Origin of the sequence: Streptomyces vastus (assembly GCF_039532825.1) — a bacterium.
Classification (GTDB): domain Bacteria; phylum Actinomycetota; class Actinomycetes; order Streptomycetales; family Streptomycetaceae; genus Streptomyces; species Streptomyces vastus.
Genome location: NZ_BAAASJ010000118.1, coordinates 197,336 through 212,779 on the forward strand (window position 1 = coordinate 197,336; position 15,444 = coordinate 212,779).

At 70.2% G+C, this 15,444-nt stretch carries 14 protein-coding genes; 8 read left to right on the forward strand and 6 right to left on the reverse strand.

Annotation, left to right across the window (positions count from 1 at the left end; translation table 11 throughout):
- Nucleotides 1-205: 205 nt before the first annotated feature.
- The 3 genes from ddaH to ssgD all read right to left on the reverse strand — a co-directional run bounded on the left by ddaH (nucleotide 206) and on the right by ssgD (nucleotide 3,620).
- Nucleotides 206-982, reverse strand: coding sequence for a dimethylargininase (gene ddaH, locus ABD357_RS38455; protein ID WP_344395986.1), 777 nt, complete (start codon nucleotides 980-982; stop codon nucleotides 206-208).
- Between the two features lie 222 nt (nucleotides 983-1,204).
- Entirely contained in the window at nucleotides 1,205-2,836 is a 1,632-nt protein-coding gene (locus ABD357_RS38460) for an ABC-F family ATP-binding cassette domain-containing protein (protein WP_344395987.1), read from the reverse strand.
- A 367-nt stretch (nucleotides 2,837-3,203) separates the two neighbouring features.
- The gene (ssgD, locus tag ABD357_RS38465) at nucleotides 3,204-3,620 is read right to left on the reverse strand and encodes a spore wall synthesis regulator SsgD (protein ID WP_344395988.1); all 417 of its coding nucleotides are present in this window, start codon (nucleotides 3,618-3,620) and stop codon (nucleotides 3,204-3,206) included.
- Nucleotides 3,621-3,859: 239 nt separating this feature from the next.
- Between ssgD and ABD357_RS38470 the strand changes: the two genes are divergently transcribed.
- From ABD357_RS38470 to mmpA, 4 genes are all read left to right on the forward strand, one after another.
- A complete protein-coding gene (locus tag ABD357_RS38470) occupies nucleotides 3,860-4,921 on the forward strand; it encodes a WD40/YVTN/BNR-like repeat-containing protein (RefSeq protein WP_344395989.1) in 1,062 nt (353 codons plus the stop codon).
- A 77-nt stretch (nucleotides 4,922-4,998) separates the two neighbouring features.
- The gene (locus ABD357_RS38475; RefSeq protein WP_344395990.1) at nucleotides 4,999-5,313 is read left to right on the forward strand and encodes a plasmid stabilization protein; all 315 of its coding nucleotides are present in this window, start codon (nucleotides 4,999-5,001) and stop codon (nucleotides 5,311-5,313) included.
- A gap of 42 nt (nucleotides 5,314-5,355) precedes the next feature.
- On the forward strand, nucleotides 5,356-6,051 hold the full coding sequence (locus tag ABD357_RS38480; protein ID WP_344395991.1) for an endonuclease V: 696 nt from the start codon (nucleotides 5,356-5,358) through the stop codon (nucleotides 6,049-6,051).
- Between the two features lie 49 nt (nucleotides 6,052-6,100).
- The gene (mmpA, locus tag ABD357_RS38485; protein WP_344395993.1) at nucleotides 6,101-6,241 is read left to right on the forward strand and encodes a morphogenic membrane protein MmpA; all 141 of its coding nucleotides are present in this window, start codon (nucleotides 6,101-6,103) and stop codon (nucleotides 6,239-6,241) included.
- Nucleotides 6,242-6,246: 5 nt separating this feature from the next.
- Here the strand turns inward: mmpA and ABD357_RS38490 are convergent, their stop codons facing one another.
- Entirely contained in the window at nucleotides 6,247-7,437 is a 1,191-nt protein-coding gene (locus ABD357_RS38490) for a saccharopine dehydrogenase family protein (protein WP_344395995.1), read from the reverse strand.
- Between the two features lie 116 nt (nucleotides 7,438-7,553).
- Between ABD357_RS38490 and ABD357_RS38495 the strand changes: the two genes are divergently transcribed.
- The 4 genes from ABD357_RS38495 to ABD357_RS38510 all read left to right on the forward strand — a co-directional run bounded on the left by ABD357_RS38495 (nucleotide 7,554) and on the right by ABD357_RS38510 (nucleotide 12,777).
- Complete coding sequence (locus ABD357_RS38495) at nucleotides 7,554-7,934, forward strand: MmcQ/YjbR family DNA-binding protein (RefSeq protein ID WP_344395996.1); 381 nt, start codon at nucleotides 7,554-7,556, stop codon at nucleotides 7,932-7,934.
- 149 nt (nucleotides 7,935-8,083) lie between these two features.
- Nucleotides 8,084-9,223: a CaiB/BaiF CoA transferase family protein gene (locus tag ABD357_RS38500; RefSeq protein ID WP_344395997.1), complete on the forward strand. Its 1,140-nt coding sequence runs from the start codon at nucleotides 8,084-8,086 to the stop codon at nucleotides 9,221-9,223.
- A 97-nt stretch (nucleotides 9,224-9,320) separates the two neighbouring features.
- Nucleotides 9,321-10,535: an acetyl-CoA C-acetyltransferase gene (locus tag ABD357_RS38505; RefSeq protein ID WP_344395998.1), complete on the forward strand. Its 1,215-nt coding sequence runs from the start codon at nucleotides 9,321-9,323 to the stop codon at nucleotides 10,533-10,535.
- A gap of 73 nt (nucleotides 10,536-10,608) precedes the next feature.
- The gene (locus ABD357_RS38510; RefSeq protein ID WP_344395999.1) at nucleotides 10,609-12,777 is read left to right on the forward strand and encodes a 3-hydroxyacyl-CoA dehydrogenase NAD-binding domain-containing protein; all 2,169 of its coding nucleotides are present in this window, start codon (nucleotides 10,609-10,611) and stop codon (nucleotides 12,775-12,777) included.
- 51 nt (nucleotides 12,778-12,828) lie between these two features.
- Here the strand turns inward: ABD357_RS38510 and ABD357_RS38515 are convergent, their stop codons facing one another.
- Together ABD357_RS38515 and ABD357_RS38520 are read right to left on the reverse strand one after the other, a co-directional pair.
- A complete protein-coding gene (locus ABD357_RS38515) occupies nucleotides 12,829-13,536 on the reverse strand; it encodes a MerR family transcriptional regulator (protein ID WP_344396001.1) in 708 nt (235 codons plus the stop codon).
- Between the two features lie 131 nt (nucleotides 13,537-13,667).
- On the reverse strand, nucleotides 13,668-15,242 hold the full coding sequence (locus ABD357_RS38520) for a M1 family metallopeptidase (RefSeq protein ID WP_344396002.1): 1,575 nt from the start codon (nucleotides 15,240-15,242) through the stop codon (nucleotides 13,668-13,670).
- Between the last annotated feature and the right edge of the window lie 202 nt (nucleotides 15,243-15,444).

The window sequence follows — 15,444 nt, forward strand, 5'->3', positions numbered from 1 at the left end:
CTCCAGGGGGGACGTACGAGCAGAGGTAAGCGAACCTACGCCATCGTAGGCTACGAGACCGTAGGTTACGACACCGTAGGTTAAGGGCGCTATAAGAGGTGCTCACATGGGTGAACAGCCCCTGAACAGCGGGATCTTCGAGAGCGAGCCGTATCGCACACGGACCCGCAGGTCCCCGGCGGGACGGGTGCCCCGGCCCAGCCGGTCAGGCGTAGAGCTCCCGCAGCCGGACCGAGAGGCATGTCACACAGCCTTCGAGCTTCTCGAACTCGCTGATGTCCACGAGGACCGGTTCGTGGCCGAGATCGGCGAACAGCTCGGCGGTCTTGGGTGCGCTCGCCGCCATCAGCAGCTTTCCACCGCCCAGGAGAACGACATGGGCGCCGGACTCCTCCGGCACCGACAGGAACCGCGGGAACAGCGAAGGTGTGTCCACCAGCGGCCCGTGTCCGACGACCGTGCCGTCGGGGAGCGCGGTGACCGCCGACTTCAGATGCAGCACCTTGCTCACCGGTACGGCGACGACACGGGCGCCGAGCGGTTCGAAGGCGGCCCGCAGCTGCTGGATGCCCGCCGCGTTGGTGCGCCCCCCGCGCCCCACGTACACGGTGTCGCCGATCTTCAGGACGTCGCCGCCGTCGAGCGTGCCCGGCTCCCACACCCAGTTCACCGAGCAGCCGAGCCGGGCCACAGCCTCCTCGACCCCGGCGGTCTCCTCGCGCCGCGACTCGGCGCCCGGGCGGGCGATGAGCGCCACGTTGCGGAAGACGACCACGGTGTCCTCCACGAACACCGAGTCGGGGCAGTCGTCCTCGGGCTCCACCTCGATGGTCTCCCAGCCGTGCGCGCCCAGCGCCTCGACGTACGCCTCCCACTGCCGCATCGCGAGCTCGACGTCGACCGGTTCCCGCTCGATGTGCGTGACCAGTCCTTCGGCCAGGCGAGGGCTGGGTCGGCGGATGAGGGCCTTCTGGCTGGGCACGCGCGGATCTCCGAATCGAGGGGGGTTCAACAGGGGATGTATCCGCACATCATGCAGCCCGCTCCCCGTCCGGCAACAGCCCCCTTGGCCAGAGCTTCCGCGCCCGGGCCCGCCCACCCCTGCGACTCAGCCCCTGCCGACCGCCCGCCGCAGGTGTTCGGCCGTGAACGATCCCTCCGCGTCGTCGGTGGTCAGTTGGTCAGTTGGTTCATACGGGCGAAGCTAGCCGGGATACCCGACAGCTTCTTGCGTGATTTCCTTGAGTTCTCCTTCCAGTAGCAGCCAGCGCGTGATCCCGATCGACTCCAGGAACGGCACATCGTGGCTCGCCACGATCAGCGCGCCCTCGTACGACTCCAGGGCCGTCGTCAGCTGTCGCACGCTCGCCATGTCGAGGTTGTTCGTCGGCTCGTCGAGCATGAGCAGCTGGGGTGCGGGCTCGGCCAGGATCAGGGCGGCCAGCGTCGCCCGGAAACGTTCGCCTCCGGAGAGCGTCGCGGCGTGCTGGTCGGCGCGGGCTCCCTTGAACAGGAAGCGGGCCATCCGGGCCCGGATCCGGTTGTTCGTGGCGGTCGGCGCGAAGCGCGCCACGTTCTCGGCGACGGTCAGGTCGTCGTCCAGTACGTCGAGCCGCTGCGGCAGAAAGCGCAGGGGTACGTGGGCCAGCGCCTCCCCGGAGACGGGTTCCAGCTCACCGGAGATCGTCCGCAGCAGCGTCGTCTTGCCCGCGCCGTTACGTCCGATCAGCGCGATCCGCTCGGGGCCGCGCAGCTCGAAGCCGCCGGCCACGCGGGCGCCGTACCTCAATTCCAGGTCCTGAAGGGTGAGTACGGTGCGGCCGGGCGGCACGGCCGTGTACGGCAGGTCCACGCGGATCTCGTCGTCGTCCCGTACGGCGTCGACCGCCTCGTCGAGGCGCTCCCTGGCCTCCGCGAGCTTGTCCTCGTGCATGATGCGGTGCTTGCCGGCGGAGACCTGGGCCGCGCGGCTCTTCAGCTTCATCACGGCCCGGGGTTCGCGCTTGGTGTCGTACATCTTCTGCGCGAACCGCTTGCGACGGGCCAACTTGACCTGAGCCTCGGTCAGTTCACGCTTCTGCTTCTTCATGTCGGCTTCGGCGACACGCACCATGCGCTCGGCCGCCTCCTGTTCGGTCGCGAGCGCCTCCTCGTACGCCGAGTAGTTGCCGCCGTACCAAGTGACTTGGCCGGAGTGGAGATCCGCGATCTGGTCGACCAGTTCGAGGAGCTCGCGGTCGTGGCTGACCACGACCATCACTCCCGACCAGGCCTCTACCGCCGCGTACAGGCGCCGACGGGCGTACAGGTCAAGGTTGTTGGTGGGCTCGTCCAGCAGGAGTACGTCGGGTCGGCGCAGGAGCAGCGCGGCCAGGCGCAGCAGGACGGACTCGCCGCCCGAGACCTCGCCGATCGTGCGGTCCAACTCGATGTGGCCGAGGCCGAGTTCGCCCATCGTTGCGACGGCGCGTTCCTCGACGTCCCAGTCGTCGCCGACGACATCGAAGTGGTGCTCGGCGACGTCGCCCGCCTCGATGGCGTGCAGCGCGGCGCGCTTTTCGGCCATGCCGAGTGCCTCGTCGACGCGCAGCGAGGTGTCGAGGGTGACGTTCTGCGGCAGGTAGCCGACCTCGCCTGCCACCCGGACGGTGCCGTCGCTCGGTGTGAGCTGCCCGGCGATCAGCTTCAACAGGGTTGATTTTCCTGACCCGTTGACGCCGACGAGCCCGGTTCTGCCGGGTCCGAAGGCCACCTGCAGATCGTCGAAGACGGTGCTGCCGTCCGGCCAGGAGAAGCGGAGGGAGGTGCAGGTGATGGCGGTGGGGGAGGTAGACATGGGGCCTCGCGGTTGCTTGATGCGGTCAGGGCAACGCGTATCGAGACACCGGCATGCACCGGCAGGGCACCGGGGAGGCGACGAGGGCCGAAAAGGCGGGCAGGAGTCCTGGAGGTCCGGGGAAGGTCCCGCTCCGGAGGACGGCTCGTATGCCGAGGTCGCACGCGGCGCACACACGCAGACAGGTGTGACGCGGTGTCTCAGGACCTCAGACGAGCAACGTCCTTCTCCAATCGACGGCAACAGGACCGCTGTACACCGTAGGAGGGGGCCGGGTGCGTGTCAACGCATTAACGTGGGCCCCTGCCTCGGCCGGCCCGCGCGCTCGTCCGACGCGGCGCGCAGGAGTTGAAAGGGGTCGAAGGGATCAGTGGGCGTCCCGCAGCAGTTCGGCGAGGGCGTGGTCCATGTCCTGGTGCTGGTGCTCCAGGCCGAGCGGCACCAGCTCCGTCGTGCTCTGCAGGAAGCGCCGCAGATCACCCGCGCGGACGTGCACCACGGCGGTGCCCTCGGGAGCGTGGAACTCCAGAACGATGCGGTCGTATCCGTACGGCCGCACCCGTACGTCGCCGCGGCCCACCGGCTCCTCCAGACCGGAGACGAGCAGCTCGCGGGCGAAGGTCCAGCACACGTCCACGCCTTCGAGGGTGGCCGGGGCCGGGAAGGTCATACGGACGGCGAACGGTTCACGAGGGTCGTAGTGGAGCGCCGCGGGAATGCTCGGCATCCGCGGCGCGGCGGCGACGAGGCGGGCCTCGACAGGCTGCTCGATGACAGTGGACAACGCCTGCTCCCTTGTGACGGCTTGACGAACGGTGAACGGATGACGCCGTGCACTTGAAGAGACGACAGAATCAGCCATTCCGTGCTCACGAAGGCACATCAAGTTCGAGTGACCTGTGTCACCGCCTTTAATCACCGAAGTGGCCAACGCTGTCAGTTGGGGCATCTGGACGCCACCGGGGGAGTGGGCTAGCTTCGCCCGCCATGAGGGGCTTGGGGACAACGCGACCGAAGAGATTCATGAGGCGACTGCTGGCGGCGGGGGTCTGCGGGGCCGCGCTCGCCGCCGCCCTCGCGGCGCCCGCCCGGGCAGAGGAACCGGACAGGCGGCCCCCGCACTGGGAGCTCAAGGACAGCGGCACCGACGTACGCTTCCGCGGGCTTTCCGCCGTCAGCCGGAACACGGCGTGGCTGGCCGGATCCCGCGGCACCGTGCTGCGCACCTTTGACGGCGGCGCGAGCTGGCGGAACGTATCGCCGCCCGGGGCCGCCGAGTTGGAGTTCCGGGACATCGAGGCGTTCGACCACAAGCGAGCCGTGGTGCTGGCCATCGGCGAGGGCGAGGCCTCGCGGATCTTCCGCACCGACGACGGCGGCGAGACCTGGACCGAGTCCTTCCGCAACACCGACGCGAGGGCCTTCTACGACTGCGTTACGTTCTTCGACCGGCGCCACGGACTGGCGATGAGCGACCCCGTGGACGGAAAGTTCCGGATCCTGTCGACCAGCGACGGCGGACGCTCGTGGAAGGTGCTGCCCAGCGACGGGATGCCCGCGGCGCAGGAGGGCGAGGCGGGCTTCGCCGCCAGTGGGCAGTGCCTCGTCAGCTCGGGGCCGCGCGACGTGTGGCTGGCCACGGGCGGGGCCGCACGCGCGCGCGTGCTGCACTCCTCCGACCGCGGACTGACCTGGACGGCCACCGACACCACGATTCCCGCGGGCGACCCGGCACGCGGTGTCTTCGCCCTCGCCTTCCGCGACCGTACGCACGGCATCGCGGTCGGCGGCGACTACCGCGCGGACCAGCCGTCACCGCGGGCCGCCGCCGTCAGCGGCGACGCCGGCCGCACCTGGACGCCCGCCGCGCAGCCGCCGCCCGCCTACCGCTCCGGCGTCACCTGGCTCCCGCACAGCCGCTCGGCCGCCCTCGCCGTCGGACCCACCGGAACCGACCTCACCACCGACGGCGGGCGCACCTGGCGCACCCTCGAAACGGGCTCGTACGACACCGTCGACTGCACCCCCGACCTGGGCTGCTGGGCCTCCGGGGAGCAGGGCCGGGTGGCACGGCTGGAGCGCTGATGCGGGTGGGCCCGGGCCGTGCTTGGCTGGAAGAGGGGCGGCTTCCAGCAGTCTTCTAGCAGCAAGGAGTCCTGGCCATGGCACGTGGCTCGAGTTCCAAGCGGGAACGCCAGCAGGAACACATCAGGGAAAGCGAGCGTGAACGCGGCGCGAGCGAGCGGCGCGCCGAGGAGATCGCCGCCCGAACCACCAACAAGGAACGCGCTCAGCGCGGCGAGTCGAAGAGCACGAGCCGCACGTCGGCCCAGGACACCTCGACCGGCCGTCGCGGCGGCCGTGAGTCCCGTGGAGGGGCCACGTACGACCAGCTCTACGAGGAGGCGAAGAGCCGCAACATCGAGGGGCGCTCCAAGATGAACAAGGAGGAGCTGTCGAGGGCCCTCGGCCGCTGATCGCAGCCCCGTCACCGGGCCGCCGCGTACGCTCGTTCCACTATGACGACCGTACGCATCCCCGCGGGCTGGCCCACCACCGAAGAGCAAGCGCGTGCCGTGCAGGACGAGTTGCGCGGGCGCGTCGTACTTGACGAGCCGGGGCCGCCGCCGGGGACCGGTCGGGTGACGGGGGTGGACGTGGCGTACGACGACGAGCGTGATGTCGTCGTGGCCGCGGCCGTCGTCCTGGACGCGGCGAATCTGGACATCGTGGCCGAGTCCACGGCTGTGGGGCGGGTGTCCTTCCCCTACGTCCCCGGGCTGCTCGCCTTCCGCGAGGTCCCGGCCGTCCTGGCCGCCCTCGACGCGCTGCCCTGCGAGCCGGGCCTCGTCGTCTGCGACGGCTACGGACTCGCCCACCCCCGGCGCTTCGGACTGGCCAGCCACCTCGGCGTCCTCACGGGCCTGCCGGCCATCGGCGTCGCCAAGAACCCGTTCACCTTCACGCACGAGGAACCGGGCGCCCCGCGCGGATCCTCGTCCCCGCTGCTCGCGGGCGAGGAGGAGGTCGGCCGGGCGCTGCGCACCCAGCAGGGCGTCAAGCCGGTCTTCGTCTCGGTCGGCCACCGGGTGAGCCTGGACAACGCCTGCGCCCACACGCTGCGACTCGCGCCCCGCTTCCGCCTCCCGGAGACGACCCGCCGCGCTGACGCGCTGTGCCGCAAGGCCCTGAAGGCGACTGAGTACGTCGTCTGAGTATCTGTACGGATGCCGGGCCCCCGCCCCGCTCGGCAGGCTGGCCCGCATGACGACACACCGCGCCCCGAAGCCCGCCGCCACCCCCAGCCAGCCCGTCGAGCGCGCCCTGATGGCGGGCCTGATCCTCGCGGCCCTCGCCGGGGTCGGCTGGATAGCGGGGATGATCTACACGGTCATGGGCTGGTAGGTCGGCTAGCGAGAGGCCGCGACCCGGAAGCTGATTCCCGCCCCCTGCAGGCGCTCGATGAGCCGGTCGCCCATCGCCACCGCCGTCGTGACCTGGCCCGATGTCGGCGGGAGTTCGTCGAAGGCCAGGCACAGGGCGGACTCGGCGAGCATCTTGGCGGTCTCGCCGTAGCCGGGGTCGCCGCCCGCGACCTCCGTGAAGACGCGGCGTCCGCCGCCCTCTCCCACGAACCGCACCGAGAACCAGCTCCTCGCCCGCTTCTCCTCGCTCGGCCCCTCCCCGGGCTTGAGCCGGTCCGAGAGCCAGCGCCGGGCCGGTGGCAGCTGCGCCGCCGCGAAGGCCGCACCGGCCGCGGCCACACCTCCCACGGCGAACGGCAGCCGCTTGGCGGCCGCGTAGTGCCGGTAGCGGAAGTCGGGCCCGTACCGCTCCAGGGCGCGGGCCGAGCGCTGCACGACCTGCGCGTCGATCGTGGGCAGCGGCACCGCCCACGCGCCCACCTCCTTGGCATACCGGGGCGCGCCCAGAGGCGCGTACGCCCGTCGGCCGGCCGGCCGCGGCTCGTGCTGCCCGCGGTCCCGCGCCGCGGCGGCCATCTGTGGCCCGCGCGAGAACTGGTTGAGGGCGGAGGCGAATGTGCCGCCGGAGAACATCCCGTCGGCGCGTACGAACCCGTCGACGGTCAGCGGCACCCCTTCGGGAAGCTGACGGACGGTGAAGTACGCGCCCAGGTCGTGCGGAATGGAGTCGAAACCGCACGCGTGCACCAGCCGCGCCCCGGTCTCACGCGCGCGTGCGTCGTGCCGCACATACATGAGGTCCACGAACTCGGGCTCTCCGCAGAGATCGACGTAGTCGGTGCCGGCGTCCGCGCAGGCGGCGAGCAGTTCCTCGCCGTACGTCACGTAGGGCCCGACGGTGGTGGCCACCACGCGCGCGTGGACCGCGAGTTCGCGCAGGGAGGCCGGATCGCCGGCGTCCGCCCGGAGCACGGGCAGCTCGGCACAGGCCGGGTCGATCGAGGCCAGCCGCTCGCGCAGCCGCTCCAGTTTCGTGGTGTCGCGCGCCGCGATCGCCCAGCGCAGCCCCGCGGGCGCATGCGCGGCGAGGTACTCCGCGGTGAGCTTTCCGACGAACCCCGTAGCCCCGAAGAGTACGACGTCGTACGCCCGCTCCGTCCCGTTCTGGCTGCTCATGGCACCTCTCTGCCGTACACCCCGCGCCGTTGTCGGTGGCTGAGGCTAGCTTGAAATACGAGGAGCCGAACCACGACCCCTTGCGAGGAGCCCTACCCCAAGAACCGGAGGCAGCCATGGCCGCGACCGCGACCGCCCTGAAGAAGTGGGAGAAAGCGCGCGAGTTCGCCCTCGGGCTGCCGGGCGCAACCGAGGAGTTCCCCTGGGGCGAGACCGTCGCGAAGGTCAACAAGAAGGTGTTCGTCTTCCTCGGTGTGACGGACGGCAGCTATCCCATGTACGTGACCGTGAAGCTCAAGGACGAGGCGGTGCATGCCCACGCGATGACTTCGCCGGGCGCCGAGCCCGCCGGGTACGGCCTCGGGAAGGCCGGCTGGGTGAGCATCCCGCTGGACGAGAAGGGCTCCCCGGCTGCCGAGCTGGTGTGCGACTGGGTCGAGGAGAGTTACCGCACGATCGCCCCGAAGAAGCTCATAGCGGAGCTGGACGCGCGCTGATTCCGCCGGCGATTCCCTTGTTGGCGTCGGGCGTCGAGAATGACCGAGCGATATGGCTAAGCGCTTGCTCGCCAGAGTCTTGTGCGGAGTGGAACGCGTTCTTAGCATCACGAGTGTTACATCAATAGTGTCAAAGTGCAGGGGGCTCGATGACAGTGGCAGGGACGGTAGGGCACGGCCCGCTCGCCGGGGTGCGCGTGGTCGAGCTGGCCGGCATCGGGCCCGGTCCGTTCGCCGCCATGCTCCTCGCCGACCTGGGCGCCGACGTCGTCCGTGTGGACCGGCCCGGCGGCTCGGGCCTCGCCGTCGACCCGGACTACGACATCACCAACCGCAACAAGCGGTCCGTGCTCGTCGACCTGAAGGCGGACGACGGCCCGGCCCGCGTCCTCGACCTGGCCGAACGCGCCGACATCCTCATCGAGGGCTACCGCCCGGGTGTCGCCGAGCGCCTCGGCGTCGGCCCCGAAACCTGCCATGCCCGCAACCCGAAGCTCGTCTACGGACGGATGACCGGCTGGGGCCAGCAGGGCCCGCTCGCCCAGCGCGCGGGCCACGACATCGCGTACATCGCGCTGACCGGCACCCTCGGCATGATCGGCGCCCCGGATGCCCCGCCCGCCGTCCCCGCGAACCTGCTCGGCGACTTCGCGGGCGGCTCGCTCTACCTCGTAGTCGGCGTCCTCGCCGCCCTCCACCATGCCCGTACGACCGGCTCCGGACAGGTCGTGGACGCGGCCATCGTCGACGGTGCCGCCCACCTTGCCGCGATGATCCACAGCATGCTGGCCGCCGGCCGCTGGCAGGACCGGCGCGGCGCCAACCTCCTCGACGGAGGCTGCCCGTACTACGGCACGTACGAGACGGCCGACGGCCAGTACATGGCGGTGGGCGCGCTCGAGAAGCAGTTCTACGAGGAGTTCGTGGACCTACTCGGCATCCCGGAACACGCCTCGGCCCACAAGGACCCGGCGCGCTGGGACGCACTGCGCGAGGCGGTGGCGGCCCGCTTCAAGACCCGTACGCGCGAGGAGTGGACCGCGGTCTTCGAGGGCTCCGACGCGTGCGTGGCGCCGGTCCTCTCCCTGAGCGAGGCGCCGCAGCACCCGCACCTCGCCGCCCGCGGCACCTTCACCGACCACGGCGGCATCACCCAGCCCGCCCCCGCCCCCCGCTTCTCGGCCACCCCCACCTCGGTCCGCGGCGGGCCCGCGCAGCCGGGCGCCGACACCGAAGACGTGGCCCGCGACTGGAACGTACCCCGCCTCCTGAAGGGCGCCCCCGAATGAAGCGGTCTCCAACGAAGCGGCAGGTCCTCGCGCCTGAGCAACCGTCCCGCCTGAGCAACCCTCCGCGCCTGAGCAACCCTCCCCGAAAGGCTGACCAGTGAGCACCGAAGCGTACGTGTACGACGCGATCCGCACCCCGCGCGGACGCGGCAAGGCGAACGGCGCCCTGCACGGCACCAAGCCCATCGACCTCGTCGTCGGGCTCATCCACGAGCTCCGGGGCCGTTTCCCGGATCTGGACCCGGCCGCGATCGACGACATCGTGCTCGGAGTCGTCGGCCCGGTCGGCGACCAGGGCTCGGACATCGCGCGGATCGCCGCCATCGCGTCCGGACTGCCGGACACGGTGGCCGGCGTCCAGGAGAACCGCTTCTGTGCCTCCGGCCTCGAAGCCGTCAACCTCGCCGCGATGAAGGTCCGTTCGGGCTGGGAGGACCTCGTGCTCGCGGGCGGTGTCGAGTCGATGTCGCGGGTGCCGATGGCCTCCGACGGCGGCGCCTGGTTCGCCGACCCGATGACCAACATCGCCACCAACTTCGTCCCCCAGGGCATCGGCGCCGACCTCATCGCCACCATCGAGGGCTTCACCCGCCGGGATGTAGACGAGTACGCGGCTCTGTCCCAGGAACGTGCCGCGGCGGCCTGGAAGGACGGCCGCTTCGAGCGGTCCGTCGTGCCGGTGAAGGACCGCAGCGGACTCGCGGTCCTGGACCACGACGAGCACCTGCGCCCCGGCACCACCGCCGACTCGCTGGCGGGCCTCAAGCCGTCGTTCGCGGACATCGGCGATCTGGGCGGCTTCGACGCCGTGGCGCTGCAGAAGTACCACTGGGTGGAGAAGATCGACCACGTGCACCACGCGGGCAACTCCTCCGGCATCGTGGACGGCGCCTCGCTGGTGGCGATCGGTTCGCGCGAGGTCGGGGAGCGGTACGGACTGACGCCGCGCGCGCGGATCGTCGCCGCCGCCGTCTCCGGCTCCGAGCCCACGATCATGCTCACGGGGCCCGCGCCCGCCACCCGCAAGGCGCTCGCCAAGGCCGGGCTGACCATCGACGACATCGACCTGGTCGAGATCAACGAAGCCTTCGCCGCCGTCGTCCTCCGCTTCGTCAAGGACATGGGCCTGTCCCTGGACAAGGTCAACGTCAACGGCGGAGCCATCGCACTCGGTCACCCCCTGGGCGCCACCGGAGCGATGATCCTCGGCACCCTCGTCGACGAACTGGAGCGCCAGGACAAGCGGTTCGGCCTCGCCACGCTGTGTGTCGGCGGCGGGATGGGCATCGCCACGATCGTCGAGCGTCTGTGAACATCCCGTCCGTCCCGTCCCCCTCCTACGGCCCCCACCGCCCTTGCGGCGTCCCCTTTACGGAGCAGCAGCCATGACCGAGAGCACCATCCGCTGGGAACAGGACAGGACCGGCGTCGTCACCCTCGTCCTAGACGACCCGAACCAGTCCGCGAACACCATGAACCAGGCGTTCCGGGACTCGCTCACCACGATCACCGACCGGCTGGAGGCCGAGAAGGACTCCATCCGCGGCATCATCTTCACCTCCGCCAAGAAGACCTTCTTCGCGGGCGGCGACCTGCGCGAACTGATCGCGGTCACCCCTGAGAACGCCCAGTACGCCTTCGAGCGGGGCATGGCCATCAAGCGCGACCTCCGCCGTATCGAGACGCTGGGCAAGCCAGTCGTAGCCGCGATGAACGGCGCGGCCCTGGGCGGCGGTTACGAGATCGCCCTCGCCTGCCACCACCGCGTCGCGCTCGACGCTCCCGGCTCCAAGACCGGCTGCCCCGAGGTCACCCTCGGCCTGCTGCCCGGAGGCGGCGGCGTCGTGCGGACCGTACGCCTCCTGGGCATCGCCGACGCCCTGCTGAAGGTGCTCCTCCAGGGCACCCAGTACAGCCCGCGGCGCGCGCTGGAGAACGGCCTCGTCCATGAAGTGGCCACCACGCAGGAGGAGTTGCTCGCCAAGGCCCGCGCCTTCATCGAGGCCAACCCCGAGTCCTCGCAGCCCTGGGACAAGCCCGGCTACCGCATTCCGGGCGGCACACCGTCCAGCCCCAAGTTCGCGGCGAACCTGCCCGCCTTCCCGGCGACCCTGCGCAAGCAGACGGGCGGCGCGCCCTACCCGGCCCCGCGCAACATCCTCGCGGCGGCGGTCGAGGGCTCTCAGGTGGACTTCGAGACCGCGCAGGTCATCGAGTCGCGCTACTTCGTGGAGCTGGCCGCGGGCCAGACCTCCAAGAACATGATCCAGGCCTTCTTCTTCGACCTCCAGGCCGTCAACTCCGGAGCCAACCGCCCCAAGGGCATCGAGCCGCGCCAGGTCCGCAAGGTCGCGGTCCTGGGCGCCGGGATGATGGGCGCGGGTATCGCCTACTCGTGCGCACGCGCGGGCATCGACGTCGTCCTCAAGGACGTGTCGGCCGAGGCGGCGGCCAAGGGCAAGGGCTACTCCGAGAAGCTCTGCGCCAAAGCCGTCTCCCGAGGACGTACGACGCAGGAGAAGGCCGACGCGCTGCTCGCCCGCATCACGCCCACCGCCGACCCGCAGGACCTCGCCGGCTGCGACGCCGTGATCGAGGCCGTCTTCGAGGACCCGGCGCTCAAGCACAAGGTGTTCCAGGAGATCCAGCACATCGTCGAGCCGGACGCACTGCTGTGCTCCAACACCTCGACGCTGCCGATCACCGCGCTGGCCGAAGGCGTCGAGCGGCAGGCCGACTTCATCGGGCTGCACTTCTTCTCACCCGTCGACAAGATGCCGCTCGTCGAGATCATCAAGGGCGAGCGCACCGGTGAGGAAGCCCTCGCGCGGGCCTTCGACCTGGTACGGCAGATCAAGAAGACCCCGATCGTCGTCAACGACTCGCGCGGCTTCTTCACCTCCCGGGCCATCGGGCACTTCATCAACGAGGGCGTGGCGATGGTCGGCGAGGGCATCGAGCCCGCCTCCGTCGAGCAGGCCGCGGCCCAGGCGGGCTATCCGGCCAAGGTCCTCTCCCTCATGGACGAGCTGACGCTCACCCTGCCACGCAAGATCCGCACCGAGACCAGGCGGGCCGTCGAGGAGTCCGGCGGCACCTGGGCGGCGCACCCCGCCGAGGCGGTGGTCGACCGCATGATCGACGAGTTCGGCCGTACGGGCCGCAGCGGCGGCGCGGGCTTCTACGAGTACGCCGACGGGAAGCGCACGGGGCTCTGGCCCGGACTCCGGGAGCACTTCACACGCGAAGGCGCCGAGATCCCGTTCAAGGACATGCAGGAGCGCATGCTCTTCTCCGAGGCCCTGGACACGGTCAGGCTCCTGGAGGAGGGCGTCCTGACGTCCGTCGCCGACGCCAACATCGGGTCCATCCTCGGGATCGGCTTCCCCGGCTGGACGGGCGGCGTCCTGCAGTACATCAACGGCTACGAGGGTGGGCTGCCCGGATTCGTGGCACGCGCGCGTGAACTCGCCGAGCGCTACGGGGAGCGGTTCACGCCACCGGCGCTGCTCGTCCAGAAGGCGGAGAAGGGGGAGCGGTTCAGCGACGCGTGAGGTGAGTACGGTGCGGGCGGGGGCCGTTCGGGAGACCTGGAACGGCCCCGTTCAGCGTGGGCTCTTGAGCCACTCCCGCAGCTCCTCGTTCAGGGAGCGCTGGAACGTGGTCAGCAGTGCCTGCACCACCAGTGGCTGCATATGCGCCGACAGGGACTTCACCGCCGCCATCGACTCGGTCCCGGACACCTCGTCGCGCAGCAGCCGGGACAGTTCCCGGACCGCCGCGCGCGTGTGCTCCAGCAGGACCGTGCGCGCGGCGAGGATCGTCTCGTGCGCGATCGGCACGTCGAGCAGCTGTACGCCCAGCCGCAGCAGCCCCGGATCCACCTGACAGGTCCCCGCGTCTGGAGTCCGTACGACGACGTTCATCGCGGCGAGCCGGTCCAGGTCCTCCTCGCCCAGCGGTCGCCCCGCCCGGCGCTCCAGCTCCGCGCGGCTCATCTCCTGAGCCGACTCGGGCGCCCACGAGGCCACCACGGCACGGTGGATCGCCAGGTCATGGGCGCTCAGGTCGCTCGGCAGCTGCTCCAGATAGCGCTCGATCGCGGCCAGCGTCATCCCCTGGCGCTGCAATTCCTCGATCAGCGCCAGCCTGGACAGATGTGCCTGCCCGTAGTGCCCGACGCGACGCGGACCGATCACGGGCGGCGGCAGCAGGCCTTTGGTGCTGTAGAAGCGCACCGTGCGCACCGTGACACCCGCACGCGCGGCCAGCTCGTCGACCGTGAGCTTCGGCTCCTCGATGTCAGTCGACATGGCTGCTGCTCCTTCGCGTACTGCGGTACCGCGCCCGGGTGCGGTGCGGTGCAACAGTATTGCTGTCTCACCAGCAGTGGGAAAGCGCGGCGGGCGGGCAGTGAGCTGCCCGCCCGCCGCCTCACCCCGCCTCAGTGCCCGTCCTCGTGCCCCTTCTCGTGCTCGTGCTCGTGCTCGTTCCCGTTCCCGTTCCCGTTCTCGTGAGCGTGCTCGTGATCGTGCACGCCATTCGTCGCGGCGATCTTCTTCCAGGACTTCGGCTGGACCGGAGTCTTCCCCGCCAGGGGCGCGATCGAGGCCTCCCGGGCGGCGGGCGCACTCGGCTTCGAGGGCTGGTAGAGCCAGGTGTCGAAGAGGGCGGCGAGCGGCCGGTCCGAGATCCGCTCGGCGTACTTCACGAAGTCGCCGACCGTCGCGTTGCCGTGCGCATGCTCCTTCGGCCAGCCCTTCAGGATGGCGAAGAAGTCCTCGTCGCCGATCTCGTTGCGCAGGGCCTGGAGGGCCAGGGCGCCCCGGTCGTACACCGCGAGATGGAACTGGTTCTCCGGCCCCGGATCCCCGGGCCTGACCTTCCAGAACGGGTCGTCGGCCGCAACCGACGCGTACACGTAGTCCGCGAGCTCCTGCGCCGTCCCCTCGCCCTCGTGCTCCGACCACAGCCACTGCGCGTACCGCGCGAAGCCCTCGTTGACCCAGATGTCCTTCCAGCCTGCGACGGACACGAGGTTGCCGTACCACTGGTGGGCCAGCTCATGGACGACCACGGACACGTTCGTGCCGTTCGCGAACTGGCGCGGACTGTAGAAGGGCCGGGTCTGGGTCTCCAGCGCGTACCCGGTCTCGGCGGTGTTCGGGACGTAGCCGCCGAGCGCGTTGAAGGGATACGGCCCGAAGTACTCCGTCAGCCAGTCGGCGACCTCCCCGGTGCGCTCGATGCTCGCGCGCGCCGCCCCGTAGTTGTCGCCGAGATCCTTGCTGTAAGCGTTGACGATCGGGATGCCGCTCTCCGACTTGCCGGTCGTGATGTCGAACTTCCCGACCGCCAGCGTCGCGAGATATGTGGCCTGCGGTTTGTTGGACCGCCAGTTGTAGCGCGTCCAGCCGGCCCGTGAACTCGTCGACTGGAGTGTGCCGTTGGAGACCGCCTGCGAGCCGTCCGGAACCGCCACCGACACGTCGTACGTGGCCTTGTCCAGCGGATGGTCATTGCTCGGGAACCACCACCAGGCCGCCTCGGGCTCGTTCGCCCCGACGCCGCCGTCCGGCGTGCGGTGCCAACTGGTGAAGCCGTACGCCGACTTCGAGGACGGCACGCCGCTGTAGCGCACCACCACGGTGACGGGCGTGCCCTTGGGCAGCGGTGTCTTCGGCGTGACCTCCAGTTCGTGCTCGCCGGAGGTCTTGAACGACGCCTTCGCGCCGTTCACCCGCACCTCGCTGACGTCGAGCAGAAAGTCCAGATTGAACCGCGACAGATCCTGTGTGGTGGTCGCCAGGAGGGTTGCAGTGCCCTCCAACTTGTCTGTTTCCGGCTGGTACTTGAGCCGGAGGTCGTAGTGCGAGACGTCGTATCCACCGTTGCCGTAGGCCGGGTAGTAGGGATCGCCGATGCCCGGCGCTCCGGGCTCGTAGTCGGCCGCCGATGCCGGGATCGCCAGCAGCAGGGAGGCCGCGAGCGCGCCCGGGGCGATGATTCTGCGGTGCACGTTCAGCTCCAAGTCGTGGGGGGCATGAAGTCTGCTCGGACACTATTCAGTCCCTGTAGACGCTGTCGTGTCCACGGCCGCCCCCGTCACACGATCGCCATTCGGCCGACATGAGCCAATTCATCCCACGGGCCTTTCAAGACCCTTCTCCCCGTGTGACCCGTGCGGCCCCTCGGATCCCCCAACGTCCCCCTTTCGCCCA

Excerpts from the sequence above, each read along its gene's own strand:
- ABD357_RS38515 (WP_344396001.1), bottom strand. The coding sequence starts at position 13,536 with ATGTCGACTGACATCGAGGAGCCGAAGCTCACGGTCGACGAGCTGGCC.
- ABD357_RS38510 (WP_344395999.1), top strand. The coding sequence starts at position 10,609 with ATGACCGAGAGCACCATCCGCTGGGAACAGGACAGGACCGGCGTCGTC.
- ABD357_RS38460 (WP_344395987.1), bottom strand. The coding sequence starts at position 2,836 with ATGTCTACCTCCCCCACCGCCATCACCTGCACCTCCCTCCGCTTCTCC.
- ABD357_RS38480 (WP_344395991.1), top strand. The coding sequence starts at position 5,356 with ATGACGACCGTACGCATCCCCGCGGGCTGGCCCACCACCGAAGAGCAA.
- ABD357_RS38495 (WP_344395996.1), top strand. The coding sequence starts at position 7,554 with ATGGCCGCGACCGCGACCGCCCTGAAGAAGTGGGAGAAAGCGCGCGAG.
- ABD357_RS38500 (WP_344395997.1), top strand. The coding sequence starts at position 8,084 with ATGACAGTGGCAGGGACGGTAGGGCACGGCCCGCTCGCCGGGGTGCGC.
- ABD357_RS38470 (WP_344395989.1), top strand. The coding sequence starts at position 3,860 with ATGAGGCGACTGCTGGCGGCGGGGGTCTGCGGGGCCGCGCTCGCCGCC.
- ABD357_RS38490 (WP_344395995.1), bottom strand. The coding sequence starts at position 7,437 with ATGAGCAGCCAGAACGGGACGGAGCGGGCGTACGACGTCGTACTCTTC.
- ABD357_RS38475 (WP_344395990.1), top strand. The coding sequence starts at position 4,999 with ATGGCACGTGGCTCGAGTTCCAAGCGGGAACGCCAGCAGGAACACATC.
- mmpA (WP_344395993.1), top strand. The coding sequence starts at position 6,101 with ATGACGACACACCGCGCCCCGAAGCCCGCCGCCACCCCCAGCCAGCCC.